Source organism: Rhizobium sp. SVR5-9E (genome assembly GCF_056755095.1).
The window spans coordinates 1-22,338 of record NZ_JBNDHS010000051.1; the positions used below are offsets into that span (position 1 = coordinate 1).

A 22,338-nucleotide genomic window follows, 5' to 3' on the forward strand; every position below is an offset into this window, starting at 1 on the left:
ATATCCCCGCTGACGAGGAACTTCGCGCGTACGGCGTGAGCGAAGAACGCAACCTCGATTTCTGCACGCCTTACGGCTGCTCAAAGGGTGTCGCTGACCAGTATGTGCTGGACTACGCGAAGTCCTACGGACTGCCGACGGCGGTTCTAAGGATGAGCTGCATTTATGGCCCCCGGCAATTCGGCACGGAGGATCAGGGTTGGGTGGCGCATTTCCTCATTCGCGCGCTGCAGGGCGAACCGATCTCGATCTACGGCAGCGGCAAACAAATGCGGGACATCCTCCACGTGGACGATGCCGTCGCTGCCTACCGCGCCTTGCTGGCGTCGATAAACCGCGTGAAGGGCAGGGCGTTTAATCTCGGCGGCGGTCCGCACAATGCCGTCAGCATCCAGATCCTTCTGCGCGAGATCGAACTCCTGACGGGGCGCGCGCTCAAGACATCTCACAGGCAATGGAGGGCTGGCGATCAATTGTTTTTTGTCGCCGATACCCGGTTGCTTCACGAGACGCTCGGCTGGAGAGCGCAGACGTCATGGGTAGATGGTTTGCGAGACCTGCACGACTGGCTCGTCGAACATCGTTTCGGTGCGACACGAACTGAGCGCGCAAGGAGGCTGACGGCGTGACCGAATTGATGCACGACAGAACCTCTCCGCTGCCAGGATTTGTTCCTTGCTTGTCCCAGCAGCGACCGCGCCCCCGGCGCATTCTCATGACGATTGATGCGATTGGTGGGCTCCGGCGTTATGCCATGGACCTCGCTCGAGCGCTGAAGGAAGCGAACGTGGAGACGGTATTCGCCGGTCTGGGACCACGTCTCTCGACGCAACAGATGCGGGAGGCGACCGCAATTGGGCCATGCATCTGGCTGGACGCGCCGCTGGACTGGATGACGGACCGCGAGGACCACCTCGACGTCATTCCCGGGCTCCTGAGGGAACTGGCCGACAAGCATATGGTCGATCTCCTGCATCTGAACCTCCCGTCCCAGGCGGCGGGTCTCGTCTCCGACGTCCCTATCGTTGCAGTGTCGCATTCCTGCGTCGTCACCTGGTTTGAGGCTATGCGCGGGGCTCGCCCCTCGGCTGACTGGTCGTGGCAGGCCGAACGAAACCGGAGAGGATTTGACTGTGCGGACATTGTGATTGCACCGAGCCGGAGCCACGCGGGGGCGTTGACACGCTGCTACGGAGCGATCCCCAACCTTGAAATCGTGCACAACTGCACGTGGCTTTCGGCCGCGCCGACCGCCAGGGAGAATTTCGTCTTTGCCGCCGGCCGATGGTGGGACGAGGGCAAAAACGGCGCATTGCTCGATCGGGTCGCGTCGATCACCAACCGCCGTATCGTCATGGCGGGTCCGGTTGAGGGCCCTGCAGGACAACACCTTACGATAGGCCACGCCGAACATCTCGGCGAACGATCCTATCCCGAGACGGTAGCGCTGATGGCGCGCGCCGGGATTGTCGTTTCCCCCTCACTCTACGAGCCGTTCGGTCTGGCGGCGCTTGAAGCGGCGCGAACGGGCGCTGCATTGGTGCTTGCCGACATTCCGATCTACCGCGAGTTATGGAACGGAGCCGCGCTTTTTGCCGATCCGCACGATCCGGCAAGCTTTGCAGATGCCATCGATTGTTTGACCGCAGACGAGGACATGCGGACCGGTCTCGGGTTTCTTGCGCAGCGGCGCTCCGGTCAGTTTTCGCCTGCGGCCCAATGCGAAGCCATTTTGCGCGTCTACGCGCTAGCCATGGCCAACACACGTATCCCGGCGGGCTAGCACATGAAGTTTCTCTTCTATACCCACTCGCTGATTTCGGACTGGAACCACGGCAACGCGCATTTCCTGCGGGGCGTGATGCGCGATCTCGTGAGGCGTGGCCATGAGGCATTCGCCTTGGAACCCGAAGGCGCCTGGAGCCGCGAGCACCTCATGGCTGAGGAGGGACCTGGTGCCGTAGATGCATTCCACAGAAGCTTCCCGACTCTACGATCGACGATCTACGGAACGAACTTCGATCACGAGGAAGCCGTAGCGAATGCAGATGTCGTGATCGTGCACGAATGGACAGATCCGAAGCTCGTTGCTCGGCTTGGTCGTGTGCGGCGCAATGGGGGCAGTTTCACCCTGCTGTTCCACGACACGCACCATCGGGCTGTGTCGGCCGAACGCGACATTGCCCGCCTTGAGCTTGCCGATTACGATCTTACCCTCGCTTTTGGCGAAGCGCTGCGACGGCGATATCTTCGAGCGGGTTGGGGAAGGCGCGTTTTCACCTGGCACGAGGCTGCGGACGCCGAGCTGTTCCGTCCGATGCCGGAGGTCGAAAAGAGCGGCGATCTGATCTGGATCGGAAACTGGGGTGATGACGAGCGTAGCGCTGAGATTGGTCATTTCCTGATCGAGCCTGCTCAGGCCCTGCAGCTTAAGACAACAGTTCAAGGCGTACGCTACCCTAAAAGCGCACGCGAGGCATTGAAGCGCGCGAGGATCGACTATGGCGGGTGGATCGCCAATGCCGAGGTTCCGCGAGCCTTTGCGGAAAATCGCGTCAGCATCCACATTCCTCGCCGACCCTACGTTGAGGCGCTGCCCGGCATTCCGACAATCCGGGTATTCGAGGCGCTCGCCTGCGGAATCCCGTTGATCTCCGCGCCCTGGGACGACGCCGAAAACCTCTTCCGAGACAATCAGGATTTTCTCTTTGCGCGCGACGGCGCCCAGATGACGCGGTTGCTCAAGGATGTGCTTTCCGACCCGGCATTCGCCGACGAACTGGTGCGATCCGGCCTTGAGACAATTCGCGCACGCCACACCTGCCGGCATCGCGTCGATGAGCTTCTTGCGATTCTCGGCACCGAGGGGTCGGACCGTGTTCGAAACAAACTCCTTTCTAGGGAGGAGGCAGAATGAAGATAGCCTTCTACGGATCCAGCATCGTCTCCGCCTATTGGAACGGCGCAGCCACCTATTACCGCGGATTGCTGCGCGCTCTCGCAGCCAAAGGTTATGAGATCACCTTCTATGAGCCGGATGTCTATGACAGGCAGAAAAACCGCGACATCGATCCGCCTGAGTGGTGCAACGTCGTGGTCTACGAGGGCAGCATTGTCGCATTGAAGCATGTTGCCGAAGAAGCCCGGCTTGCCGACATCGTCATCAAGGCGAGCGGCGTTGGTTTTGAAGACGAATTGCTGCTGCAGGAGGTGATGCACTCGGCTCGCCCCGGGGCGCTCAAGATATTCTGGGACGTCGATGCCCCCGCGACGCTCGCCGAACTACGCGCTGCACCCGACCATCCTTTGCGCCTCTCGCTTCCCGCGCTCGATCTGGTCTTGACCTATGGTGGCGGCGACCCCGTGGTCGAAGCTTATCGCTCCCTCGGCGCCCGGGAGTGCATTGCGATCTACAATGCCCTCGACCCTGAAACCCATCATCGCGTCGCAGCCGATCGACGTTTTGAAGCCGACCTCGCTTTTCTCGGCAACCGGCTGCCGGACCGCGAAGCGCGCGTCGAAACCTTCTTTCTGGAACCGGCGGCGCGGCTGTCTCGACACACTTTCCTGCTTGGGGGGTCAGGTTGGCAGGACAGGGCATGGCCCGAAAACGTCAACTATGTCGGTCATGTGCCCACGCGCGACCACAATGCGTTCAATGTCACCCCAAAGGCGGTGCTGAACATCTCGCGCGCCAGCATGGCAGAGAACGGCTTTTCGCCAGCGACACGCGTCTTTGAAGCGGCGGGGGCTGGGGCCTGCCTGATCACCGATCTTTGGGAGGGTATCGAGCTATTCCTGAAGCCCGATGAGGAGATCCTCGTCGCCCGGGATGGCCAGGAGGTTGCGGGAATCCTGAGGGCGCTCACCCGAGCGCAAGCGCAGGAGATCGGCAAACGGGCGCTCGCCCGGGTGCTGAGAGAGCACACCTACGGGCACCGCGCCGAGGAGGCTGATCGCATCTTCCGGTCGCGCACCCACAAAGCGGAGGCGGCCGAATGACGCGTTCGCTCAACGTTGTCGTCCTTGGCCTTTCACTCTCCTCATCCTGGGGCAACGGTCACGCCTCGACGTTTCGCGCACTGCTCCGCGGTATGAGGGCGGAAGGGCACAATGTCCTGTTCCTTGAACGGGACGTTCCCTGGTATTCCGGCAATCGTGATCTCCCCGAGCCCAACTTCTGCGAGCTCGCCTATTACAGCAGTGTGCAAGGACTGATCGAGGATTTCGCTGAGCGGCTACGCAGGGCCGATGCCGTCATCATCGGTTCCTATGTGCCCGAAGGCGTTGCGGTCATCGATGCAGTTGCGGCGCTCGATCCGGCGCAGCTCTGCTTCTACGACATAGACACGCCCGTGACGCTCGCCAAGCTCGATCGCGGTGACGAGGAATATCTGGCGCGACGTCAGATTCCGCTCTTCGACATGTATTTATCCTTCTCCGGCGGCAAGGTCCTTGACCGGCTGGAGACGAGCTACGGCGCCCGGCGTGCGGGAGCGCTCTATTGTTCAGTTGATGCGGAGCTTTACCGCAACACAGGCGAAGAGCCTTTGTGGGACCTTGGTTATCTCGGCACTTATAGCCCCGACCGTCAGCCGGCGTTGCGGCAGCTGTTGATCGAGCCGGCGCGGCAGCTGCCGCAGATGCGCTTCGTCGTTGCCGGACCGCAATATCCGGAAGGGATCGATTGGCCGGCGAATGTCGAGCGCATCGAGCACCTGCCGCCTGAGGAGCACGCGAGCTTCTATAGCCGCCAACGTTTTACGCTGAACGTGACCCGCGCCGCGATGATCGCGGCGGGATGGTCGCCGAGCGTCCGTCTCTTCGAAGCCGCCGCCTGCGAAACGCCAATCATCAGCGATTTCTGGCCCGGCTTGGACGAACTCCTGCCGCACGGGCAAGCCGCCATCATTGCCTGTCAGACCAGCGATGTCGTCTCGGCATTGAGCGGCATGGATGCGAAGGCAAGGAGTGCGCTTGCGAGCGAAGCGTACCGTCGGGTGATTAATAGCCACACCGGCGTTGCCAGGGCGCGCGAATTCGCACGCACGCTTTTCGGCAACGCGCTGCACTTTGACAGGGAAGCACCGCTCAAGAGCCCACGGGTGTCGGCTTGAAATTGAGGAGATTGGTGGATGCTGCATAAAACACAGGCTTTCGAGGGGAAAACCGTCGTCGTGGCCGGCGGCGCCGGCTTCGTTGGCTCGCATCTCTGCGATGCGCTGCTTGCGCGCGGGGACCGGGTGATCTGCGTCGATAGCTATCTGACGGGTTTCCCGGCTAATGTCCTTCCCCTGCACAACCATCCCGCCTTCACCATGATCGAGCAGGATATCTGCGACGAGATCGCGATCGACGAGAAGGTGGACCAGATCTACAATCTCGCTTGCCCCGCGTCTCCTCCGCAGTATCAGGCAGACCCGATCCACACCATGATGACCAGCGTCAGCGGAACGGGAAATCTGCTTCGGCTCGCTGAAAGAGATGGTGCATCCTTGCTGCAGGCGTCGACAAGCGAGGTTTATGGCGACCCCGAAGTGCACCCGCAGAGAGAAGACTATTGGGGTCATGTCAATTGCACGGGCCCGCGTGCCTGCTATGACGAAGGAAAGCGTGCGGCCGAGGCGCTCTGCTTCGATAGCCTCAGGGCTGGAAAGGTGGATGCCCGTGTCGTCCGGATATTCAACACATATGGCCCGCGCATGCAGCCGAGCGATGGCCGAATCGTCTCCAACCTCATCGTTCAGGCTTTGCGCAATGAGCCCTTGACGATCTATGGCAGCGGCGAACAGACCCGATCGTTCTGCTATATCTCCGATCTCCTGGATGGACTCACTCGACTCATGAATGTGCAGCCGAATCCGGGGGTGCCGGTCAATGTCGGCAATCCCGGGGAATTCACAATCGCGGAACTCGCGGACCTCGTGCAGTCGATGGTTCCCACACGTTCCAAGCTCATTCACATGCCGCTGCCGGCCGATGATCCGCAGCGCCGCCGGCCGGACATCACAAGAGCCCGCCAACTACTCGGCTGGGAGCCGAAGATTCCGCTTGCTGAAGGGCTGGAGCACACTATTGCCTGGTTCCGCCACATCCTGTCGAATCACCCCGCGCGCAGGAACATAAAGCGCCCACGGCTGGATATCACCCGACCTGCCTCCGTCGCGCCAGGGGCATCATCATGGAGGTGAAATTTTCGAGAAAGGACGATTTGGAGCGCGAGATCAAGGAACTCGGCCCCTGGTTCCACAACATGCGTATAGGGGGCATCGAAACGGCTCCCAACCATTTCCTGGGCGATTATCCGGCGTTCAAATGGGCTCGCTTCAAACACGTCCTGCCGGAAGATCTGGAGGGGCGCAGCGTGCTGGATATCGGCTGCAACGCCGGCTTCTACTCGCTGGAAATGAAAAAGCGCAACGCAGGGACGGTCGTCGCAATCGACACCGATCCTCATTATCTGCGCCAGGCGGAATTCGCGGCCGATCATGCCGGCGTTGAAATCGAGTTCCGGCTCATGTCCGTCTATGATGTCGCCAAGCTTGGGCAGCGCTTCGACCTCGTTGTCTTCATGGGTGTGCTCTATCACCTGCGCCATCCGATGCTGGCACTCGACCTGCTTTACGAGCATGTCGTCGGCGACACGATGCTCTTCCAGTGCCTGCAGCGCGGCGATGTGACCATTCCGGAGCTGCAACACGATTACGACTTTTCCGAATGGCGAATCTTTGAGCAGCCGGGTTATCCGAAGCTCTTCTTCGTCGAGGAACGGTTTTCCAACGACCCGACAAACTGGTTCATTCCAAACAAGGCCGCGATCGAAGCCATGCTGCGCAGTTCCGGTTTCGTCATCCAGCAAAACCCCGAGCGCGAAGTCTATCTCGTACGTCGCGGCCAGCGCTCATTTGCGGCCGATCCACCGCCGAAAATCGCGTAAGATTTTGTCGACATTAGCGACCCTTTTCGCCAATTCCCTCAAGTGAAGCGGGTCAACAAGTCGGCCCCTCCCGACCGGGAAATCTCCCGTGTCGGCGTTATCTCCACAACGGTCCAGGTGCGCTTCCTGCGTCAAACCTGGTGGAGCATATGAACAGCTCAGTTCCGAGTTCGACTTCCAGGGGCTCATTTCGTCCGCTCACGCGTGCGGCTCAGGTGCGTTCGACAAACTTGTTGAAGCGGCTGGTGCTCCCGTCCTGCGTTTTTTCCTGATAGAGGAAGGCGAGTTTGTTTTGATCGAATATCTTGAAGAACTCATCCCATTCGATCTCGTCGAATTCTTCTTCGGGCTCTCGGAAATCAATGCGAAGAACTCCGCCCTTGCCTTTCGTTCTGATGACAGCGGGATGTCCGTCCCGCTCCTCTGCCCACCTGCGAATCTCGTCGTGGTTTGTCGTGGTCTTCGAGCCGCTCATCTGCTTCTCCTCTATTTTTACGCTTTCCTAGCCGGAACCGCCTGCGCCCTCAAAAGTTCCAGCCGACATGGCGAACGAGCCGCCACCCTCCACGTCCTCAGACCTTGGCACCTTTCACAACGATCCCGCCGCTGGATCAGCGAAGCCCCGGAGGCCATCGACCGGTCACCTTCGCCGCGTGGTACTGGCAGCAGCAGGCCCACCCAAGTTATAACGCCGTTAGGAACTGGGTGCGATAGTGATGATCGAGTGAGGCTTGAGTTAGGCTCTCACTTGAAGCAGCTACGCAGAGACTGTCTGCTGCCACTCGGCCAGGCGGCAAGTCGAGGCGCCCGCCCCGTAGGTTCGGGCTATGCAGGGTTTTGATCCGGCCCGATCGCGCCGCCCTCGACGGTGCCGAAACCGCGCCAGCAAGTATTCAATGGAATGCGGGAACCAATAGGCCCTTGGGTTGTTCGGTTCGTTCATTAGCTGGTGAGGCATGATCAGCATGCCGCGGTCGTCTCAAAGCAGTATGAAAACCGGTCAAAAGGATAATAGGGATCCTCCAGTCACCAGCTATCTTCCTGGGTGGGTGGCGCGGGCGCTTGCGGCGAATGGTATCCGGCGATTGGCAGAGGCGGCATCCATGAGCGATGCGGATCTCCTGAAACTCCCGGGAATTGGGAAAGCCTCGGTCAAGTTGATACGGTCCGCCAGCAGAAAGTCCCGGCGGGAGCACAGAGGTCAAACCAGTGGAACGACAACTTGAACCACACCTGCGGAGAGGAACCTGAAAGGTTAGCCGCTAAGTAACAGTTGCAAGCGCCGCAGATAGCTTTCCGCGGCTTTGTCGATCCTCGCTGTCTCAGCCCTGGGAATGCCATTTCGTGCTCCCGTCCACAGGCCAATCTGGAAGGCGAGATAACAGGCTTCAAAGGCGGTGAGGAGATCATCTCTCAAGTCACAATCTGCATGCTGCGAAACGATGTCCGCAAGGCGGTCGCGCTCAACCGCTGAAAGGTCAAATTCCACGCACGCGCCAGCGACGTCCCAAGCCACGTCCTGGCAACCGATCATGTCATGAGCGCAATTGTGGTCAAGAGCATCGGTTTTCAGCAGCTGACCGGTTGCCGTGACCAGCCATTCCCACCTGTGAAACCGATTGTCGCTATCGATGCGGCGCAATCGACGCACCAGCCGATCCGGATTGCCGATCAGCTGACGAAGCTTGCCCGCCGCTTCGCTATCACGGGCTTTCTCGACGTTGAAAACAGCCATATGGCATAGCTCATCGAGGGACGCGCCGCTGTTCGGGGCAGACATATGGCGGGCGCGGAAACCGAGATACCGGGCCAGCTGATCGATGATGTTCGATCTGTCCAGGTCAGCGGCATCCGCAGGCGTTCCTCTCACCCATCTTTCGACTGTAAATCCGTAGCATGCACCGACGATATCGGGTGTGAATCCTGCCTCGTTAAGCAAGGTGCCTCTTCGCGCCTTGGTCGAACCCGCATCGGATAGGCCGGCAAATTTGATAAGCCAGGATTGGTCCCCAGCCCGCATGAGGAATTTGCGTTTCTCCATCTGGATATGGCTCGGCGGCCAATCGCCGGGCTTCGCATAGTGGATGCCACGCCAAACCCCACCCGATAGATCCTGCCAAGAAACGCCTTCAACCCCCACAAGCTCGCTCACCCATGTCTGAAGGTTTCGCACTGGCTTCGGCGACCGGATGATGACATCGTCCATGCTGACAACATATCTTGCCCGTTCTCTCCAGCGCTGGCGTTGGTCTGTACTCGCCCGCGGCCCCGGTTCCCCGGCGTGACTCGGGAAGAAATGAAGCCTGTGAGGTTTCACTCCATGCGCTTCCAACCAATCGGCGACACTCCCGAACGAGCTTCCGGATAGGCCCGGTCCTTCGTCTACGATGGCAAAATTGCTCTCCGGATCCGCGAGGATACGGCCGGAAAGCTCCGCCGTGACCTGCATGCGCCGCTGAAAGGGATGTCCAGTCGGCCGCAATGAAAAAGCTGGGCCCGAGCCCAAGGCGGCGGCGACCAGGGCAGCCAGGGTGACCCCGATGCTTCGAAGGCCGATGACAACCGTGTTAGATGTGAGTTGCGAGCTGAGAGCGGCTTGAAGGTAGCTTTCTGGATAAAGAGCGTAAAAGGCAAAACCTTCGGTCTCCTTCATCTGAACGGGTTCACCGCTGTCCAGGTGCTCAAGAAGGCTTTTCCAGGCATTCGCAAGCAGCAATTCTCCGCCGAAATTGTTTTGCCACGATTGCATGACGGCTTGAGCATGCGTCAGCAAGAGCCTCGCGCCGGCTCCCTGGACCTTCGACACATCATCGGCCCCTTTCCTCTCGAACTCTTGATCGGCCAATCCCTGGACCAGCTCGCCCGTGGCGATGAAGGCTCTGACCAGCGCTGCATGGCGTTGCAATCCTGGCGGCATTCTTGTGCAAGCAAGCATCGCAGCAGCAAGAGCGGCGCATACTGTCGCCGGTCGTTCAATGCGCCTGATATCGCCGTAGACCAGCATCGGACGGTTCTCCATCTCATTGCGAGCTCCTGACATGATCGTCGTTGGCGGTTCGCAGAATTAACCATCAGGTCTTTGGGAACAGATGACGCTGCAATCTGTTTGGGCAAGCATTGTAGATGCTTGGAGTATGACATGGGCTCGAGAGAAATTCGTGTCGGTCTGGTCGGGGTTGGTAATTGCGCGTCGTCGCTCGTCCAAGGATTGACCTATTACCGCGATGTACTGGGCAATGAACCGGTGCCCGGCCTGATGCATGTCGATCTTGGAGGTTACCATGTGAGGGACATCAAGATATCGGCCGCCTTTGATATCGCCGCCTCCAAGGTGGGCCGCGACGTGGCGGAAGCAATCTATGCCGAACCGAACAATACCGAGCGTTTTGCGGACATCGCTCCGACAGGGGTCGAAGTGAGGCGCGGCCCAACGCTGGACGGAATTGGCAAGTATCTGGAGGATATAGTCGAAGAGGCCCGCGAACCCGTCGCCGACGTGGCTAACATCCTTCGCGAAAACGAAACCGATGTGCTCGTATGTTACCTTCCCGTCGGTTCCCAAAAGGCTGCCAAGTGGTACGCGGAGCAGGCCCTCGATGCTGGTTGCGCCTTCATCAACTGCATTCCGGTCTTCATAGCTTCAACGGCTGAATGGCAACAGAAGTTCGCCGATCGCGGCCTTCCGATCATTGGCGACGATATAAAAAGCCAGGTGGGAGCAACAATCATCCACCGGGCGCTCGTAAATCTCTTCCGAGAACGCGGCGTCAGAGTCGATCGGACGTACCAGCTGAATTTCGGTGGCAACACTGATTTCCTGAACATGCTGGAACGCGAACGGCTGGAGTCGAAGAAGATTTCAAAGACACAGGCCGTGACGAGCCAGCTTGATATTCCACTTGCCGCCAACGACGTGCACGTCGGGCCCAGCGACTATGTCCCGTGGCTTGCAGACAGGAAGTTGGCCTATATCCGGGTCGAAGGCACGACCTTCGGTGGCGTACCCCTCAATGCCGAACTCAAACTGGAAGTCTGGGACTCTCCCAACTCCGCCGGCGTGGTCATAGACGCGGTACGATGCGCCAAGCTGGCGCTCGATCGCGGCATCGGTGGTGTTCTGACCGGCCCTGCGAGCTACTTCATGAAATCTCCGCCTCAACAATTCACAGACCATGAGGCGCATCGCCGGACACAGGAATTCATCGACGATCAGGAGGATATTCTGCGCGGAGCCGCGCAATGAGCGCCACGTTTCTTTTGGTGCGCCATGCGGCACACGACAGTGTCGGAAGCTTTCTGGCCGGCAGATGCGAGGGCGTTTCGCTCAGCGCTGCCGGCTTGGAGCAGGCTCGGCGTCTCGGAGAGCGAATGAGAGGCGAGCATCTAACCGCCATCTACACCAGTCCGCGGGATCGCACCCGGCAAACGGCCGAGGCAATCGCATCAGCGTCTGCCATCGGGCCACCGCAGATCACTGAAGCACTAGATGAGGTGAATTTCGGCAGCTGGTCGGGGCAGACATTCGAGGCGCTCGATGGGGATCCTCACTGGTGCCGATGGAACACCGTTCGCAGCCTAGTGCGCACGCCCGGGGGTGAAACGATGCTGGACGTTCAGCGGCGAGTTCTGGAACTGATTGAAACCCTGACGAGCAGCGGGCATGGCCCCAGGATAGCTCTCGTTTCGCATGCGGATGTCATCAAAGCGGCAGTCTGCCATGTCCTTGGCCTTTCGGTCGACGCCTGGCCGAAATTCGACATCGCGCCGGCGTCCATCACTGTGGTGGTCGCTGGGGACTGGGGCGCTAAGGTCGTGACACTCAACGAAATCGTCTCTTAGAGCAGCGGGGGAAAAACACATGATCGAGGCCGCAATGATCTGGAACGAACCGAACAACAAATCTCATTGGGATCCGGAATTCGACCCGGATTGGAGCCGCTTCGCTCAAATGGCTATTCTTGCGGCCGACGCGATCGCAACACGAAATCCGGCCCTCACAAAAGTCCTCGGCGGGTTATCTCCAATTGATCCCGGCTTCATGACGCGCATGAGAGATTACGGCGTGCTCGACCATGTCGATGCCGTGGCAATCCACGGCTTTCCGCTTGATTGGAACCTGTGGCAGATTCACGAATGGCCCCAGAAGATCGATGCAATTCGAGGTGTTACCGATCTCCCGATCTGGGTCACTGAGGTCGGCGTGTCGACCTTCGGGGCAGAGGAAGTTCAGCTGTGGGGGCTAAAGCGAACGGCCGAATTGTTGAAAGGCAAAGTCGAGCGATGCCAATGGTACAGCCTCTACGATCTTCCCAAAGCCTGGGAAGCAACAACACGACATCGCGAGGCGGAAGGCTCCTCCTATTATCGCCATTTCTATATGGGCCTTCTTCGCGAGGACGGTGCGCCAAAGCCCGCCCTCGATGAGTTCGCCCAACACACTCCCGAACTGGGTCTCGTGCAATGGTTCCGCTTCGAAGATCCGAGGCTTGACAATGCTGTCGCTTGGATGAAGCGCCTTGGTGTCAAATCTGTTCGCACCGGCTTGTCGTGGGCTGACCGCTTTCGTCCGAATGCGCTGGACTGGTTTGACAGGCAGATGCGTGCTCTCGAAGATTTTGACGTGACGGCGACATTCTGTTTTACACCCGAACATCGGGGTATAGCGCCACACCACACGAGCCCCCCCTTGGTCCCGGAGGAGTTCGCCCAATTCTGCGATGAGATGGTTGCGCGATATGCGCCGCAACAGGATAGCCGTTCCGCGTCGCCCGGACTGCAATCAGCTCGGCCTATCTGAAACGCCAGTCTCCTGCCTTCGGCATCGAATAGACCCAGCCGATCCATCAGGCGACTGAGCCTACCTGGATGTGAGTGACGCGTGGAAATGCGGCGGTTGCCTACAGTTATTCGCCGACCAGAGTCGGTGCCTCATCCTGCCAGGGAGAGAGGATTTAGCGTGCCTGTCGCCTTCGCAGGAGAGCGACTTCGGAACCGGAGCGGGCCTTCTGAATTCACGCAAGTCAATCGATGGGTGAGACGAAGCTGGTTTCGGCTAATGTATCGTCATGGAACGAGTGCTCTACGGCGGTGTCCCGCTAGTTCGACAATAGCGCTAGCGTCATCCCATCATTTGGATCTCATCTAGAGAACGGAGCTGAACCTCGATCGTTGACCTAGTGACCATCACCGCGTTCAATTTGGCTTCAGCCTTGCGCCACGGGGGGTGTCGCGTCGGAAGTTTGCTTTGGCCATGCATCAGTAAACAGCCGCCTGGAGGCGGCTGTTTTTGTGATTGTCAAAGGTGAAGCATCTTCATTTCTTTTCCAGATCCTCGGCCATCTGAAGGTGATGTTCCAGTGCGGGAACGGTCTTTGCGGCCCAGGCTTTCAAATCCGGGTTGTCGCCTTCATTCCCGTAACGCTTGAAGACGTCGACAGCATCCTCGTGCGCGTCGACCTGATCGTCGTGATATTGCTCCGTGAAATCTGCTCCCTCAAGTTTCTTGAGCTTGTTAAGGGTTTCCTGCTGACCGTCCGACATAGCAGTAGCTGGCATTGCCTTTACTTTGCCACTGTCGATAAGTCCCTTCAGCTCGGCTGTCGTCTTCTGGTGATCCTGAACCATTTGCTGAGCAAACGCCTTCGTGGCTTCATCCGCTCGCTCGAGCGCGAGTTTGCTCGACTCGATCTCGAACATGTCACTCATCGAGACTTCTTTGACGAAGTCCTCAGTCTTGGGAGGGATTGCCAGCGCCGAATTGACGCCAGATTTTTCCGCCGCAGACTGCGCCAAGGCAGATGTTGCCACCATAAGACCGGCGGCCATCAAAACAATCGATCGCATCGGGTTTCTCCTTTGTGCAGCCATTCGAACAAAGAACCCGGGAACTTGTTCCTACAGCTTCAGGAAAGTCTCGGATTGAACAGGCTGGTGGATATCAGCCCGCGCTATCCTTGCCGATCATTGTAATAGGCAGATCAGCGGGCCCCCATCAGGCCACAGGAACTCCGGTGCGGCAAAAGGAAATCCGGCCTGCTGCGATGACCATATGCCTTGTCTCTTTCAGCGGGGAAGCAAATCCTCCGACGGTGATGGAGATATTGAGGACCATGATTCCCGGTTTGGGAATCTGCGAAAGCCCGGCTGTCGCCGGGCTTTCTTGCGGACCCTGGCGTAGCTTAATTGCGGCGGAAGGGAGAGCAGCAATGCAGCTCATCGACACTCTTATAATCGATGGCGCTATGACGGTCAGAGGAGAGGGGCCGCGAGCTCGTCTCCTTGCACATGAGTGACTGACGACACCCTGATGGCGACGAAGCCATCCCTCGCAGGAGATCATGGTTCAGCTCACGGAGACGGGAGCGATCCAGAGGAAGATCTATCTAGCATGCTTGCCACGAGCTTCCACGCAATTAAATGCCGCGTGGAGCAGCTCGCGTGCCGCGCGGGGGCGCGGCATTGATGATCGCGCAGGGAGAGTATGCAAGTTCAAATCGCTCGATCAACGAGTTCCCCTTAGGATGCTTCGTGATCAGAAAGGGCCGCAGGGAGAGGTTCCACAAACCATATCACCGAGGAGGAACAAATCTTCCAGTCGATAGTTCGCGGGATATGCAGCCGCCGTTAACCATGCATGGGAGGATTCAATGTCAAACGAGTTTTCGGAAAGCGAGGTGGCGCCCTTGCGTCAGTCGCCACCACAAAGCGGAGAGCCCAATCCATCGACGACGAGCCCAGCGCAGTTGGGCGATCTTAAAGACAAGATCGCTGAGGACCTGAGCGGCGCACGCGAGACCATCAAGGAGGGCGCCGAGGCCGCGGTCGTCAAGGCGAAGGAGGCCGTCTCCGAGCAGACAAATTTTGCTGCCCGTCAGGTCGGCGGCATCGCAACCGCCCTTCAGAAAGTTGGCTTGGAGCTCGAAAAATCCGATCAATCCGAGGTCGGTCGATACGCCAGGCAGATCGGGAGTCGCGTGCAAAGTTTTGCAAAGCAGATGGAGGGACGCGACCTCGGCGAAGTAGCAACCATGGCCGAAGACTTCGGACGCAAGCAGCCACTAGCCTTTCTTGGAATCGCGGCATTGGCAGGGCTGGCGGCCAGCCGCTTCCTAACTGCCTCGGCAAGTCGACCGGCAAGTGCGAGCTTCCACCGCGCGCCTCAGGTGGCCCAACCAGCGTCTTCCTTGAAGAGCGGAGGGCCTGCAAATGGTTAAACCGACCGAAAACATCCCGCTCTCCGAACTCGTGAGCGGACTCGTGGCCGATCTGACGGGACTCCTACGCAAAGAAATCGACCTCGCCAAGACCGAAGCTTCTGAAAAACTCACACAGGCGCTGAGCGGCATCGAGGTTCTAATCGTTGGCGTGGTGCTCGCGATCGGCGCCGTCGGCGTCCTACTGAGTGCGCTTGTCGGCGGCCTTTCATCCTTTTTGGTCGGCCAAGGCATGACGCAGCCGAACGCCAGCGCGCTTGCCGCACTTGTTGTCGGCCTCATCATTGCCCTGATCGCCTGGGCGATGGTGTCACGAGGCTTGAGCGCACTGCGCGGAAGCAACTTGAAGCTTGATCGCACGACGACATCGCTGCGCCGCGACGTCGATGCCGTGAAGGAGAAGATCTGATGGCCAACTCAATTGAAAAGACATCCTCCGATCTTCAGCGGGAGATCGACGCTGATCGGCAACGTATAGGAGATCGCATAGACGCCATTCAGGAGCGAATGTCGCCGGGCCAGCTCATCGATGAAGTTCTGGTCTACGCGAAGAGCAGCGGTGGGGGCGAGTATGTCAGAAATCTCGGCCAGGCTTTGAAGGACAATCCCCTGCCGGTCGCGTTGATGGGTGTTAGCCTCGCTTGGCTTATGGCAAAGCAGCAATATCCGTCTTCGTCTGCCGCCTCGTCGAGCGCTGGTTTGGATGAAGATGAAGACTATCCTCTTTATCAGGTGGAGGGACCGGTGCGGCGGATCGGCCCGCCGGAAACCGAAAACGGTGTCCGCTACAGCCATTTCGCCGACACCTCAGGGAAACGCTTGAAAGCCATTACCGACGATGCCGGACGCCGCGCCGGGCATTTCATGGACGACGCGGGAAAGACGTATCGGGGCTTTGCGGATGCCACAGGAAGGCAGATCGAGCAGATCGCCGACGAGACGGGAGCGATGTTTGACGCCGCGTCTGGATGGGCCTCAAAAACATGGGCCCAGGTCAAGGGCACCGCAAGCAATATCGGAACGCGCGCATCGGATGCTGCCAGCTCGATCTCGGAGCGCTCCACTTCGGCAGGAGCAAGCATGCAACAGCAGGCGAGCAAATTGAACGATGCCATTCTAACCCACTTCCGCGACCAACCGCTTGTCGGCGGCGCTCTCGCATTTGCGGTGGGCGCGGCGATCGGGGCGGCGTTGCCGCATACGGAAACCGAAGACGAGTATCTCGGCGAAGCCGCCGACGCGGCGAAAGACACGGTTGCCGCCAAGGCATCCTCGATGATGGAGCAAGGAACAGAGGTTGCATCTGACGTCTATAGCAAGACGGTTTCAGCCGCGACCGACGTTCACGATGCTGCCAAGACTCGGGTGGTCGAGGAAGTCGACGCGTTCAAATCGGGGTGAGCGAGCGGGACCTGCACTCCCCCGGAAGAAGAGTTGCGAACGCAATAACATGCTATTGATATTGAAATGGAGCGTCGATGCCGATTGGTCGGCACATCAAAGCTCTCTGCTTATGCCTGCCGTATGCAGCACTGCACGGGGTGATGATCGTGTCTAATACATTGATCCAATGAGACGAGCGAACTCGTGTTCGGGTACACCATAAGCATCGCCGGCGAATGCCTCCAAAGCCTGACGGTTGCGTACGGTCACCTGACCCCTCTCGGCTACAATAAAGCGATGGCCCTCAAGAATATGGAGGGCTGTCGTCACGCTTGGACGTCTCACATTGAGCAGTCCAGCCAAGAAATCGTGCGTAACGGATAGCCGATCACCGGCGGTACGGTCGTGAACCATCAAAAGCGATCGAGCCAGCCGTTCGTCGACGCGGTGAGTGGCGTTTGCAAGGGCGGTGTAGGCCGTTTGCACGAACAGCGTTTGCGCGTAACGGCTCAGGAGCTTTCGCATCGGCCGGCTTTCGACCATGGCCGCGAACAAGTGCTCATTCCTGATCCTGTGACCGCTCCCATCCACTTGCATGAACACTTTGAAGGGTGCTTGATCGTCTTCAAAGAGACTGTTCGGAGGCGTCATTCCTTCCCGGCCGAAAATGCCCACTTCGACGGTCTCTCCAGAGGGCGAAACAGCCATGATCGAGCCAATGCCGGACTCGGGAAAGTAGCTATAGTCTTGAGGCTGATCCGGCTCAGAAAGCACTGTCAAACGCGGCAGGTATGCGGGTTCCAAATTCTTTAGCAATCGTTCGCGGTCGCTGTCTTCGAGAAGGTTGAGAATCCTATTGAACATTGCTTCTCCGTGCGGGCCCTATCACCAAATACCTCGGTCCGTAGAGGCCGCGCGGTCTCCTGAATCACATTTACCCACTTGGTGCGAAGCTCCTTTCTATCCGGTAGGCTTCCGACATTGGAACACGGCAATCTCTTGTTTGTTCCATGGCTCCTAGCCATTCAAATGGCTCGCGAGTCCTGAAGCATTGATCAAGGGCGCCGTCCCGGCGTAATGCTGCGTCGATCCGGTCCATGATTTCTATCCGCTGGGAAGGTCGACGATACCAAAATCGACGACGACCTTCGCCTGCGCGCATCTGTTCGAGTCTGGCGACGACGTCGATGGATGAAGTCGTGGATATGTCCCGTGTCACCGTTGCGGAAGTAGTACCATTCCAACAGGGGAAACTCGACAGGTCCAAGTACTACAAAATCGGCTTGCCGCCAGTGACAGCGATCGTCGCACCCGACACGTAGCTGGACAGCGGATCGGCCAGCATCACGTAGGCCGTCGCAAGCTCTGCCGGCTGACCGGGGCGCTGCATTGGAACCTGCTTTCCGAAGTTCTTGATAGCTTCTTCGGGCATCGTCGAGGGAATGAGCGGAGTCCAGATCGGGCCGGGGGCAACCGCGTTTGCGCGGATGCCCTTGTCAGCCAGCATCTGAGCGAGACCCGCCGTGAAGTTCTGGATCGCGCCCTTCGTCGTCGCGTAGGCGAGCAGGTGGGGGCTCGGGCTGTCAGCATTGATGGACGCCGTGTTGATGATGGCGCTGCCCGGCTTCATGTGCTGGACGGCGGCCTTTGTCAGATAGAACATCGCGTGGATATTGACACGGAATGTAAGCTCCCATTCCTCATCGCTGATGTCACCGATATCCTGAAAGCTCGCCTGATGCGCCGCGTTATTGACAAGGATGTCGATGCCGCCAAATTCCGCAACAGCGGTGTCGACGATCTTGCGGCAATGCTCCGCGTTCTGGATGTCTCCGGAGACGAGCACGGCCTTGCGGCCCTCCTTCTCTATCCAGGATCTCGTCTCTTGCGCGTCGTCATCTTCGTTGAGATAGGACACGAGCACATCGGCGCCCTCGCGGGCGAAGGCGATGGCGACGGCCCGGCCGATGCCACTATCCGCTCCGGTGATGATCGCCTTCTGTCCTGCAAGTCGACCGGATCCCCGGTAACTCTGCTCTCCATGGTCGGGAATGGGCGACATTGCATTCGTGCTGCCGGGCATAGGCTGCTTGGGCGTGCTGAATGGCGGGGTCGGATAGCTGGTCATCGTCGGCTCCTTGTTTGGAATCATCTCGGTTGTCATCCAAAACCTGTGAGCCGGTTCGTGGTTCCGTACCTCGGTCGAGCTCCCAACGCGACTGGGTTTGTAGCTGGAAACTGGAACAGTCGTTAGCGCCGCGCCGTAGCAGAGGACGGCCTTTCTTCGGGCCAGCAGGGCGCGATGAACGGTTCCGTCAGGTGCCGGGCTCAGCGAATGTTATCGATCGAGTTCCCATGCAGGAGATCAGCCGGGAAAGTGCGATCGGCGAGGAAGGGCGGCTAGGCCAGAGGGAGCGCGATAGCCCCGGGGATGAACAGCGCGATTGCATAGATTTTCATCGCCGTCACCTACGTCTCTCGGGGTTGATCTAGGCCGGATCCGCGGCTACCTGACCCTGTCGTTTTGCCACCGCCGCTGCGTACAGCGTCCGCGCGGCATTGCGCACCTCGTCCTGTATGCCGTGATCTTGCTCGTATGCCACATGGTTTGTGGCATACGGTTCCCAGTAACCGATATACCGGTCGATTTCGGCCAGCGTTCCGGCGGGAACCAGATCCATCGACTTCAGCCAATCCGAAAGGCCGCGCCGAACGTTTTCCGTTTCCTCGGGAAAACAGCCGGCCGGCAAGATGCCGGGGATAGTTCCAGCCCTTCATCTCTATTTCTTTCGCCTCCTTGGCGTGCTTACCATGCGTCGTGGTCGGATCGGGATTGCCACCGTCGGCGCAGACCAGACGATCGATCATCAGCTTGAGGGGCGAGGAAGTCTGATACCAGTTGACCGGAGTCACGATCATGACGCCATGGGCCTCGACCCACATCGGGTAAATGTCGTTCATCCAGTCGTGGATTTGACCCAGCGAGTAGTTCGGATAGCACGAGCAGGGCCAGTGGCAGAGCGCCGCCGAGGTGGAAAGGCATGCCTTGCATGGTGGATTTGCTGGCCGTATTCAGACGCGATGCGGCTGAGGTCGAGAATCTCGACCTTGACGCGCGGATTCTGCTCGAGCACGGCCTTGGCGATCTCCATCATCCTGAAGATCTTCGAAATCTCGCCGGGCAGGTGTGCTCGCTTCGGGATGAACCGCTGCGCAGCGGCAAGGACACGAGGAGAAGCGCTTTGCGGTCGCGCTGTTTCGAGACGGGCATCGCCACGCGGAACTTTGGGGGCTTCTCGCGCTTAGTTTAGGAGAACGTTCCCAAATCGGGGGTGAGTAAGCGGGAAGCGCATCCTCGTAAGAACCGTTGCTACCGCAATTGCATCCTGCTGAAGTGGAGTCACCCATGCTCAGTCGTCCGCGCACCAAGCTCTCGGGTATTGCTGCCTTCCTTGTCGTGGTGGGCGGCGTACTCGTCGCGCTGAAGGGCACACATGACCCCCTGACAGACAGGTCAGCGGAGAATGAACGGGAGGCTGGCCGCGGCAGGGACGCAAACGTCCCCGAGGCGATACCTGTGAAAGGGCTACGCGATGTCTTTTGGCGGGTGGTTCACGAAGTCAGCGATGATCGTGTGAAACTCATCGCGGCTGGGGTGACGTTCTACCTCTTGTTGGCTCTGTTTCCCTCGTTGTCGGCTCTCGTCGCGCTCTATGGGCTGATCGCGGATCCGGTCACCATGGCTGACCACCTGCAGGAGCTCTCAGGCGTGCTTCCGCCGGGCGCCTTCGATCTCATCGCCGATCGCATCAAGAGCCTCGCCGAAAGCCGCAGCTCGACGCTTGGCATCACCTTCTTCGTGGGCCTTGCTATCGCCCTTTGGAGCACGCATAGCGGCACGCTCGCGGTCTTTGATGCGATGAACGTGGCCTATGAAGAGAGAGAAAAGCGAGGACTGATCAAGCTTAACCTCATAGGGCTGTGCTTCACTCTCGGCGCGATGATTTCTGCCGCCACAATGATAGCGCTGGTCGCCGTCATGCCTGTGGTGCTTTCCTATCTTTGGCTCGACCAGTTCAAGGAGCACATGGCCCTGCTTCTGAGGTGGCCCGTTATGCTCTTGATCGCGGGGGCAGCGACCACCGCTGTATACCGCTTCGGTCCAAGCCGCGAGCCCGCCAAGTTTCGATGGATGACGTGGGGTGCCGCTCTCGTAACCGTCTCGTGGTTTGCAATGTCGCTGGGATTTTCGCTATACCTAAACCACTTCGCCAACTACAACGCGACCTACGGCGCCCTCGGCGCGCTGATCGGCTTCCTGGTGTGGATATGGCTGTCGATCGTCATCCTGATCCTGGGAGGCGAGCTGAACGCGGAACTGGAACACCAGACGGCGAAGGACACCACCACGGGAGCGCCGTTGCCGATGGGATCGCGCGGAGCCTATGTGGCGGACACCCTTGGTGAGACTGCGGACGAACCCCGTTGACCGGCACGAACGCCGCCTTCGCAGCCATTTTCTCGCGGTCATTTATGCCGGTGCCAGTGTGATGGACTCTTGGGGCCATAGCAATTCATCCATTTTGTTTGGCAGCATGGAACGGATGGAAGCAAACATGCGCGAGGCAAGGCTTAGGCTTGGCGAGCTCGCCCATGCTGCCAACCCGAAGGTGAGAGACGGATTTCGTCCCTGACTGCATCGGAAAGACTTGAAAGGTGTAGGTTCCTGTGTTTTTCCTTCTCGTCAAAATTCGTCACGCAATGGGCGATTTTCATAAGTCCTGACCCGTAAGAACGCACGTTGTCGCTCGGGACGGCCGAAGCAGCGCCGGTGCCAAAACCCGGTCGCGGTTATGCTTTTACTGTGTGATGCGGCCCAGAGCTCTTGCCATTATTTCGAACCGTTTTGGAAGTGGTAAGTGCCCGCACGCCTGACGCTGGTCTGTCGCCTTTGCCACCGATGTTCCGCTTTCTAGAGCCGTCGGCGCAAAGGCCGGCGGCTCTTTGTTCCTAGTGGGCGGCAGCGTTAGCAACACGATTACCGGCGTTCTGCGTCGCATTGACCGTATTGGCAGTATCTCGCCCTATCCCACGGATAGTATTGCCGCAGGCGGCGAGTGAAAGCAGGATGCAGCATGCGGCCACAATTGTTGTCAGTGTCTTCATCATCTTTCTCCTTTCACCGTACTCAAGGCTGCTCTGTGCCTGCCGAGGATTCGCGCTGATCGCGATCTTCGAGGTCAGTTGCAATCAGGAACGCGTCGGTATGCTCGCGCGCGGCTTCCCTCAGGGCATCCATGTTGGGAAAATCGCCAACCACGATTTCACCTGACTCCCGTTTGATTTCGCGCTTTGCCTCGATCCAGTGGTCCTCATGACGACCGTCAGGTCTTCCTTCTCGCTCCCAAATGGCATGGGCCCGTTTCCGCACTTCGTCTTCATGCACGGGTATAGCTCGTCCTTTATTTTCCTTAATCCCCTCCATCCAATCACCGCCGCCTGCCATGGTCATTATCTCCAATACCGGCGGCTGGTGGTGGCGGACGATCGGCCAAGAAGATAGCCCATGCTGAAGGCCAGCGCTCCAATGCCGAGGATCAGTGTGCTCGCGGTGTGCGGGTGGTCTGCCGCGCCTGCGGCGACAGCATTGGCCTCTCTCTTTATCGCATTGGCTGTGTCAGATGCCACCTTCCGGACGCCTTCGGGTTTCTCAGATGGTGATCCGGTGAAGCCGGCTTCGGGATCGTTCGTCATTGGGTTCTCCTTTCGTGAAAGGAGAACTGCCGGAGAAGGCGTCGGTTCCTC

The 22,338-nt window shown here is 58.9% G+C and carries 24 protein-coding genes and 1 pseudogene; 15 read left to right on the forward strand and 10 right to left on the reverse strand.

Going from position 1 to position 22,338, the window contains the following annotated elements; translation table 11 throughout:
- The 7 genes from ACPYOJ_RS21235 to ACPYOJ_RS21265 form a co-directional block, all read left to right on the forward strand.
- The coding region (locus ACPYOJ_RS21235; RefSeq protein WP_481418004.1) for an NAD-dependent epimerase/dehydratase family protein at positions 1-629 on the forward strand (629 nt) is incomplete at its 5' end.
- Positions 630-715: 86 nt separating this feature from the next.
- Positions 716-1,783, forward strand: a complete 1,068-nt coding sequence (locus ACPYOJ_RS21240; protein ID WP_481418005.1) for a glycosyltransferase family 4 protein — start codon at positions 716-718, stop codon at positions 1,781-1,783.
- Positions 1,784-1,786: 3 nt separating this feature from the next.
- Positions 1,787-2,917: a CgeB family protein gene (locus ACPYOJ_RS21245; RefSeq protein ID WP_481418006.1), complete on the forward strand. Its 1,131-nt coding sequence runs from the start codon at positions 1,787-1,789 to the stop codon at positions 2,915-2,917.
- The gene (locus ACPYOJ_RS21250) at positions 2,914-4,002 is read left to right on the forward strand and encodes a CgeB family protein (protein ID WP_481418007.1); all 1,089 of its coding nucleotides are present in this window, start codon (positions 2,914-2,916) and stop codon (positions 4,000-4,002) included. Before ACPYOJ_RS21245 ends, ACPYOJ_RS21250 begins: the two co-directional genes overlap by 4 nt.
- Complete coding sequence (locus tag ACPYOJ_RS21255; protein ID WP_481418008.1) at positions 3,999-5,117, forward strand: CgeB family protein; 1,119 nt, start codon at positions 3,999-4,001, stop codon at positions 5,115-5,117. The genes ACPYOJ_RS21250 and ACPYOJ_RS21255 overlap by 4 nt, the downstream gene beginning before the upstream one ends.
- 18 nt (positions 5,118-5,135) lie before the next feature.
- On the forward strand, positions 5,136-6,191 hold the full coding sequence (locus ACPYOJ_RS21260) for a UDP-glucuronic acid decarboxylase family protein (RefSeq protein WP_481418009.1): 1,056 nt from the start codon (positions 5,136-5,138) through the stop codon (positions 6,189-6,191).
- Complete coding sequence (locus tag ACPYOJ_RS21265; protein ID WP_168832353.1) at positions 6,182-6,937, forward strand: TIGR04290 family methyltransferase; 756 nt, start codon at positions 6,182-6,184, stop codon at positions 6,935-6,937. Before ACPYOJ_RS21260 ends, ACPYOJ_RS21265 begins: the two co-directional genes overlap by 10 nt.
- A 211-nt stretch (positions 6,938-7,148) precedes the next feature.
- Here the strand turns inward: ACPYOJ_RS21265 and ACPYOJ_RS21270 are convergent, their stop codons facing one another.
- Complete coding sequence (locus ACPYOJ_RS21270; RefSeq protein WP_481418010.1) at positions 7,149-7,412, reverse strand: hypothetical protein; 264 nt, start codon at positions 7,410-7,412, stop codon at positions 7,149-7,151.
- A 514-nt stretch (positions 7,413-7,926) separates the two neighbouring features.
- Here ACPYOJ_RS21270 and ACPYOJ_RS21275 point away from each other — a divergent pair.
- On the forward strand, positions 7,927-8,163 hold the full coding sequence (locus ACPYOJ_RS21275; RefSeq protein WP_281408119.1) for a helix-hairpin-helix domain-containing protein: 237 nt from the start codon (positions 7,927-7,929) through the stop codon (positions 8,161-8,163).
- 29 nt (positions 8,164-8,192) lie between these two features.
- On the opposite strand, the gene ACPYOJ_RS21280 is transcribed toward ACPYOJ_RS21275, so the two are convergent.
- A complete protein-coding gene (locus ACPYOJ_RS21280; RefSeq protein WP_481418011.1) occupies positions 8,193-8,672 on the reverse strand; it encodes a hypothetical protein in 480 nt (159 codons plus the stop codon).
- A gap of 1,404 nt (positions 8,673-10,076) precedes the next feature.
- Between ACPYOJ_RS21280 and ACPYOJ_RS21285 the strand changes: the two genes are divergently transcribed.
- The 3 genes from ACPYOJ_RS21285 to ACPYOJ_RS21295 are packed head-to-tail and all read left to right on the forward strand — an operon-like array spanning position 10,077 to position 12,734.
- Entirely contained in the window at positions 10,077-11,180 is a 1,104-nt protein-coding gene (locus ACPYOJ_RS21285) for an inositol-3-phosphate synthase (RefSeq protein WP_481418012.1), read from the forward strand.
- Positions 11,177-11,776 carry a histidine phosphatase family protein gene (locus ACPYOJ_RS21290; protein WP_481418013.1) on the forward strand — a complete coding sequence of 200 codons (600 nt, stop codon included), beginning with the start codon at positions 11,177-11,179 and terminating at the stop codon, positions 11,774-11,776. The genes ACPYOJ_RS21285 and ACPYOJ_RS21290 overlap by 4 nt, the downstream gene beginning before the upstream one ends.
- A 19-nt stretch (positions 11,777-11,795) precedes the next feature.
- Positions 11,796-12,734: a beta-xylosidase gene (locus ACPYOJ_RS21295; RefSeq protein WP_481418014.1), complete on the forward strand. Its 939-nt coding sequence runs from the start codon at positions 11,796-11,798 to the stop codon at positions 12,732-12,734.
- A 515-nt stretch (positions 12,735-13,249) separates the two neighbouring features.
- On the opposite strand, the gene ACPYOJ_RS21300 is transcribed toward ACPYOJ_RS21295, so the two are convergent.
- Together ACPYOJ_RS21300 and ACPYOJ_RS21305 are read right to left on the reverse strand one after the other, a co-directional pair.
- Positions 13,250-13,780: a DUF4142 domain-containing protein gene (locus tag ACPYOJ_RS21300; protein ID WP_481418015.1), complete on the reverse strand. Its 531-nt coding sequence runs from the start codon at positions 13,778-13,780 to the stop codon at positions 13,250-13,252.
- 148 nt (positions 13,781-13,928) lie between these two features.
- Complete coding sequence (locus ACPYOJ_RS21305; protein WP_481418016.1) at positions 13,929-14,153, reverse strand: hypothetical protein; 225 nt, start codon at positions 14,151-14,153, stop codon at positions 13,929-13,931.
- A 430-nt stretch (positions 14,154-14,583) separates the two neighbouring features.
- Here ACPYOJ_RS21305 and ACPYOJ_RS21310 point away from each other — a divergent pair, with 430 nt between their 5' ends.
- From ACPYOJ_RS21310 to ACPYOJ_RS21320, 3 genes are read left to right on the forward strand one after another with little or no spacing between them, the layout of a single operon-like run.
- Positions 14,584-15,150, forward strand: a complete 567-nt coding sequence (locus ACPYOJ_RS21310; protein WP_481418017.1) for a nutrient deprivation-induced protein — start codon at positions 14,584-14,586, stop codon at positions 15,148-15,150.
- Positions 15,143-15,559, forward strand: coding sequence for a phage holin family protein (locus tag ACPYOJ_RS21315; RefSeq protein WP_168832359.1), 417 nt, complete (start codon positions 15,143-15,145; stop codon positions 15,557-15,559). The genes ACPYOJ_RS21310 and ACPYOJ_RS21315 overlap by 8 nt, the downstream gene beginning before the upstream one ends.
- Positions 15,559-16,551: a DUF3618 domain-containing protein gene (locus tag ACPYOJ_RS21320; protein ID WP_481418018.1), complete on the forward strand. Its 993-nt coding sequence runs from the start codon at positions 15,559-15,561 to the stop codon at positions 16,549-16,551. Before ACPYOJ_RS21315 ends, ACPYOJ_RS21320 begins: the two co-directional genes overlap by 1 nt.
- Positions 16,552-16,704: 153 nt before the next feature.
- Here the strand turns inward: ACPYOJ_RS21320 and ACPYOJ_RS21325 are convergent, their stop codons facing one another.
- The 3 genes and pseudogenes from ACPYOJ_RS21325 to ACPYOJ_RS21335 form a co-directional block, all read right to left on the reverse strand.
- On the reverse strand, positions 16,705-17,397 hold the full coding sequence (locus ACPYOJ_RS21325; RefSeq protein WP_481418019.1) for a Crp/Fnr family transcriptional regulator: 693 nt from the start codon (positions 17,395-17,397) through the stop codon (positions 16,705-16,707).
- A 406-nt stretch (positions 17,398-17,803) separates the two neighbouring features.
- Positions 17,804-18,661 carry a glucose 1-dehydrogenase gene (locus ACPYOJ_RS21330; protein ID WP_481418020.1) on the reverse strand — a complete coding sequence of 286 codons (858 nt, stop codon included), beginning with the start codon at positions 18,659-18,661 and terminating at the stop codon, positions 17,804-17,806.
- A gap of 361 nt (positions 18,662-19,022) precedes the next feature.
- Positions 19,023-19,750: pseudogene (locus tag ACPYOJ_RS21335) on the reverse strand (flavodoxin family protein); the annotation flags it as partial.
- A 189-nt stretch (positions 19,751-19,939) separates the two neighbouring features.
- Between ACPYOJ_RS21335 and ACPYOJ_RS21340 the strand changes: the two are divergent.
- Positions 19,940-21,022, forward strand: coding sequence for a YihY/virulence factor BrkB family protein (locus tag ACPYOJ_RS21340; RefSeq protein ID WP_481418021.1), 1,083 nt, complete (start codon positions 19,940-19,942; stop codon positions 21,020-21,022).
- A 521-nt stretch (positions 21,023-21,543) separates the two neighbouring features.
- On the opposite strand, the gene ACPYOJ_RS21345 is transcribed toward ACPYOJ_RS21340, so the two are convergent.
- The 3 genes from ACPYOJ_RS21345 to ACPYOJ_RS21355 are packed head-to-tail and all read right to left on the reverse strand — an operon-like array spanning position 21,544 to position 22,287.
- Positions 21,544-21,699 (reverse strand): entericidin domain-containing protein, encoded by a 156-nt coding sequence (locus tag ACPYOJ_RS21345; protein WP_481418022.1) that lies wholly within the window; start codon positions 21,697-21,699, stop codon positions 21,544-21,546.
- A 22-nt stretch (positions 21,700-21,721) separates the two neighbouring features.
- Positions 21,722-22,039: a DUF2934 domain-containing protein gene (locus ACPYOJ_RS21350; protein WP_481418023.1), complete on the reverse strand. Its 318-nt coding sequence runs from the start codon at positions 22,037-22,039 to the stop codon at positions 21,722-21,724.
- 5 nt (positions 22,040-22,044) lie between these two features.
- On the reverse strand, positions 22,045-22,287 hold the full coding sequence (locus ACPYOJ_RS21355) for a hypothetical protein (protein ID WP_481418024.1): 243 nt from the start codon (positions 22,285-22,287) through the stop codon (positions 22,045-22,047).
- Between the last annotated feature and the right edge of the window lie 51 nt (positions 22,288-22,338).

Excerpts from the sequence above, each read along its gene's own strand:
- ACPYOJ_RS21240 (WP_481418005.1), top strand. The coding sequence starts at position 716 with ATGACGATTGATGCGATTGGTGGGCTCCGGCGTTATGCCATGGACCTC.
- ACPYOJ_RS21245 (WP_481418006.1), top strand. The coding sequence starts at position 1,787 with ATGAAGTTTCTCTTCTATACCCACTCGCTGATTTCGGACTGGAACCAC.
- ACPYOJ_RS21250 (WP_481418007.1), top strand. The coding sequence starts at position 2,914 with ATGAAGATAGCCTTCTACGGATCCAGCATCGTCTCCGCCTATTGGAAC.
- ACPYOJ_RS21255 (WP_481418008.1), top strand. The coding sequence starts at position 3,999 with ATGACGCGTTCGCTCAACGTTGTCGTCCTTGGCCTTTCACTCTCCTCA.
- ACPYOJ_RS21260 (WP_481418009.1), top strand. The coding sequence starts at position 5,136 with ATGCTGCATAAAACACAGGCTTTCGAGGGGAAAACCGTCGTCGTGGCC.
- ACPYOJ_RS21265 (WP_168832353.1), top strand. The coding sequence starts at position 6,182 with ATGGAGGTGAAATTTTCGAGAAAGGACGATTTGGAGCGCGAGATCAAG.
- ACPYOJ_RS21270 (WP_481418010.1), bottom strand. The coding sequence starts at position 7,412 with ATGAGCGGCTCGAAGACCACGACAAACCACGACGAGATTCGCAGGTGG.
- ACPYOJ_RS21275 (WP_281408119.1), top strand. The coding sequence starts at position 7,927 with ATGAAAACCGGTCAAAAGGATAATAGGGATCCTCCAGTCACCAGCTAT.
- ACPYOJ_RS21280 (WP_481418011.1), bottom strand. The coding sequence starts at position 8,672 with ATGGCTGTTTTCAACGTCGAGAAAGCCCGTGATAGCGAAGCGGCGGGC.
- ACPYOJ_RS21285 (WP_481418012.1), top strand. The coding sequence starts at position 10,077 with ATGGGCTCGAGAGAAATTCGTGTCGGTCTGGTCGGGGTTGGTAATTGC.
- ACPYOJ_RS21290 (WP_481418013.1), top strand. The coding sequence starts at position 11,177 with ATGAGCGCCACGTTTCTTTTGGTGCGCCATGCGGCACACGACAGTGTC.
- ACPYOJ_RS21295 (WP_481418014.1), top strand. The coding sequence starts at position 11,796 with ATGATCGAGGCCGCAATGATCTGGAACGAACCGAACAACAAATCTCAT.
- ACPYOJ_RS21300 (WP_481418015.1), bottom strand. The coding sequence starts at position 13,780 with ATGCGATCGATTGTTTTGATGGCCGCCGGTCTTATGGTGGCAACATCT.
- ACPYOJ_RS21305 (WP_481418016.1), bottom strand. The coding sequence starts at position 14,153 with ATGAGCTGCATTGCTGCTCTCCCTTCCGCCGCAATTAAGCTACGCCAG.
- ACPYOJ_RS21310 (WP_481418017.1), top strand. The coding sequence starts at position 14,584 with ATGTCAAACGAGTTTTCGGAAAGCGAGGTGGCGCCCTTGCGTCAGTCG.
- ACPYOJ_RS21315 (WP_168832359.1), top strand. The coding sequence starts at position 15,143 with ATGGTTAAACCGACCGAAAACATCCCGCTCTCCGAACTCGTGAGCGGA.
- ACPYOJ_RS21320 (WP_481418018.1), top strand. The coding sequence starts at position 15,559 with ATGGCCAACTCAATTGAAAAGACATCCTCCGATCTTCAGCGGGAGATC.
- ACPYOJ_RS21325 (WP_481418019.1), bottom strand. The coding sequence starts at position 17,397 with ATGTTCAATAGGATTCTCAACCTTCTCGAAGACAGCGACCGCGAACGA.
- ACPYOJ_RS21330 (WP_481418020.1), bottom strand. The coding sequence starts at position 18,661 with ATGACCAGCTATCCGACCCCGCCATTCAGCACGCCCAAGCAGCCTATG.
- ACPYOJ_RS21340 (WP_481418021.1), top strand. The coding sequence starts at position 19,940 with ATGCTCAGTCGTCCGCGCACCAAGCTCTCGGGTATTGCTGCCTTCCTT.
- ACPYOJ_RS21345 (WP_481418022.1), bottom strand. The coding sequence starts at position 21,699 with ATGAAGACACTGACAACAATTGTGGCCGCATGCTGCATCCTGCTTTCA.
- ACPYOJ_RS21350 (WP_481418023.1), bottom strand. The coding sequence starts at position 22,039 with ATGGCAGGCGGCGGTGATTGGATGGAGGGGATTAAGGAAAATAAAGGA.
- ACPYOJ_RS21355 (WP_481418024.1), bottom strand. The coding sequence starts at position 22,287 with ATGACGAACGATCCCGAAGCCGGCTTCACCGGATCACCATCTGAGAAA.